At 57.8% G+C, this 2119-nt stretch carries 3 protein-coding genes; all 3 read right to left on the reverse strand.

Annotation, left to right across the window (positions count from 1 at the left end):
* Positions 1-514 (reverse strand): nitroreductase family protein (locus V6C16_RS11760; RefSeq protein WP_333543290.1); only part of this gene is annotated, 514 nt, incomplete at its 3' end.
* Positions 515-935: 421 nt separating this feature from the next.
* Positions 936-1571 (reverse strand): protein phosphatase CheZ, encoded by a 636-nt coding sequence (locus V6C16_RS11765; RefSeq protein WP_333536927.1) that lies wholly within the window; start codon positions 1569-1571, stop codon positions 936-938.
* A gap of 87 nt (positions 1572-1658) precedes the next feature.
* Positions 1659-2119 (reverse strand): tol-pal system protein YbgF (ybgF, locus tag V6C16_RS11770; RefSeq protein ID WP_333543291.1); only part of this gene is annotated, 461 nt, incomplete at its 5' end.

The raw sequence follows: 2119 nt of genomic DNA on the forward strand, positions 1-2119 counted from the left end.
TGTCCCAGGCGCGCACAAGCCCACCGGCATGCATGGCTTCGTCAAGTTCCGGGTCGATCCGGGGCAGTTCGCGCATCCACGCCACCACGAGTTCGGCCAGTTGCACCACCCGTTCGCGCGATTCCAGCAGAATCCAGCGCAGATTCTGCGTATTTTTTGCCGTGGGCGCAAAGCGGACCGCCTCGAGCAGGTCTATCAGGTCCTCGCGAGGAATGGTTTTATCCTTGAAATTGCGCACGGAACGGCGCGAAAAAGCAAGTTCGTCGGCCTGACGTGGCGTGGGCATGTCCTGCGCGCTGAGAGGGCGGCAGTCTTCACGTTCAAGGCCGGGAGCCGTACAGGCCAGCGTGGGGCAGAAGGCCATGCACTGGCCGCAGCTGAGACAATACACGGCCTTGTGCTTGTCCAGAACAGGGTAGGAACCCGGTTCGGCGTCAATAATATGCACGGGGCAGACAAGGGCGCAGATGCCGTCCTTGCGGCACAGCTCATGATCAACAGTAAATACGTTCATATATGCTCCGATTCTTTTCCGGCGGGCGGCTCTGCCCTGTCTGCGGCGTCACTGCCTGGGCCGGGTCATAAAAAACTGTTTGACGAGTGCGGATCAACCTTGAGAGTGTACATTCTCAAAATTTGCGGCGCGGATGCTTGCAAGACGGATCACCCGCCCGGGGCATCCACGCAGCCGCAAGGCATGATGCTGCTTGGCGCCTAGATCAGATTAACTTTGAGAATATACATTCTCAAAGTTTAAGGCACACTCACTTCGGCGTTTAACCGCGCAGATAAACTGCGCTTACGCCTCCGTAGCGAACGTCTGCTCACGCAGCCGTCCGAGCAATTTCAAAGTGAAATTGCTCTAACGCAGCGCAAAGGAGGTCCCTTTTTGTCAAAGGAACCTCCCACAAAAAAACGGACGGCCAGACGCGAGCCTACATGCCGAGCTGGCTGAGCATGTCGTCAATAGCGCCCTGCGATACGCCGTTGTTGTCCGGCCCTTTAAGTTTTTCAGCCTTGCGCTGCCGACGGAATTCCTCCACGGCTTGCCGGGCCTCATCCTGAAGGGCAACGGCGTCTTTTTGCGGATCTTTTTCCGCGCCTTCCATAATAAGGCCCGAAGAAAGATACAGCTCCACCACGGTATTTTCGATCTTGTTCAGCGTGGTGACTACCCGCTTGATCCGCTGGCCGGTGATGTCCTGAAAACTCAGCGTGGTGAGCACGCTTGTGAGGTCGTCGCCCATTTGCCGGTTGTTGGCCTCAAGCAGGGCGATCTGTGTGGAAGACGCCGTGCCCTCGCGTACATGCGCCAGCAGTTCAGCATTTTGTTCCTGCATGTCCAGGTGGCGCTCCACAATTTCCATAATGGACATGGTGGCGCTTTCCGTGGCTTTGAGCACCTCGCCAAGCTGATCCGTGGCTTCATGAAAGAGCGCATCCGTGCCGGATTCAGCCGGCGGCTTGCTGTCGGAAGCCGTGGATATCTGCTGATAGATATCCTTGAGTCCCTGGCGCATGTCCGTGCTCAGTTGCCTGTACACGGCGGGCTCGGCCTTTTTCTCGCTCATGCATGCACCTTTACGCCGTTACCGGCGCTGTTGAAAAAGACAATGACAAACCGCCGCGCCGTAGGACGGCGCGGCGGCGGACCGATCTTACTTGTTGGTCTTCAGGAAGGTCTTTGCCCGGGCAGCCTCGGGCGAATTGGGATACTTCTTGATCAGTTCTTCCATCCGCGCCTTGGCCGCCGCGCTCTGGTTCAGCTTGCTGAAGCTGATGCCCTGCTTGAGATACGCGCCGGGGGCGCTGGAAGACTTGGGGTATTCCTTGATCACCTTGTCATAGGAAAGTGCCGCATCCGCAAACTGGTTGCGCTGGAAGTAGCACTCCGCAAGGTAGAACTGGGCTTCAGAGGCCAGATTGTGGCCCTTGTAGTTTTTCAGAAAGTCGGTGAACGAGCGCTGAGCCTCGTCATATTTACGGGCATTATAGGCATTGACGCCCGCGTCAAAAAGGGCCAGCGAGATGTCCTTTTGCGGCACCTGCACCTGAGCCTGCGGCTGGGGCGAAGGCTGGCCCCAGGTGCTGCCGTCGGGAGCCTGGACCGGAACCTGCG

This window comes from Desulfovibrio sp. 1188_IL3213 (genome assembly GCF_036763145.1).
GTDB lineage: Bacteria > Desulfobacterota > Desulfovibrionia > Desulfovibrionales > Desulfovibrionaceae > Desulfovibrio.

What these genes read in the sequence shown, in the direction of transcription:
- V6C16_RS11765 (WP_333536927.1), bottom strand. Translation starts at nt 1,571, where the DNA reads ATGAGCGAGAAAAAGGCCGAGCCCGCCGTGTACAGGCAACTGAGCACG.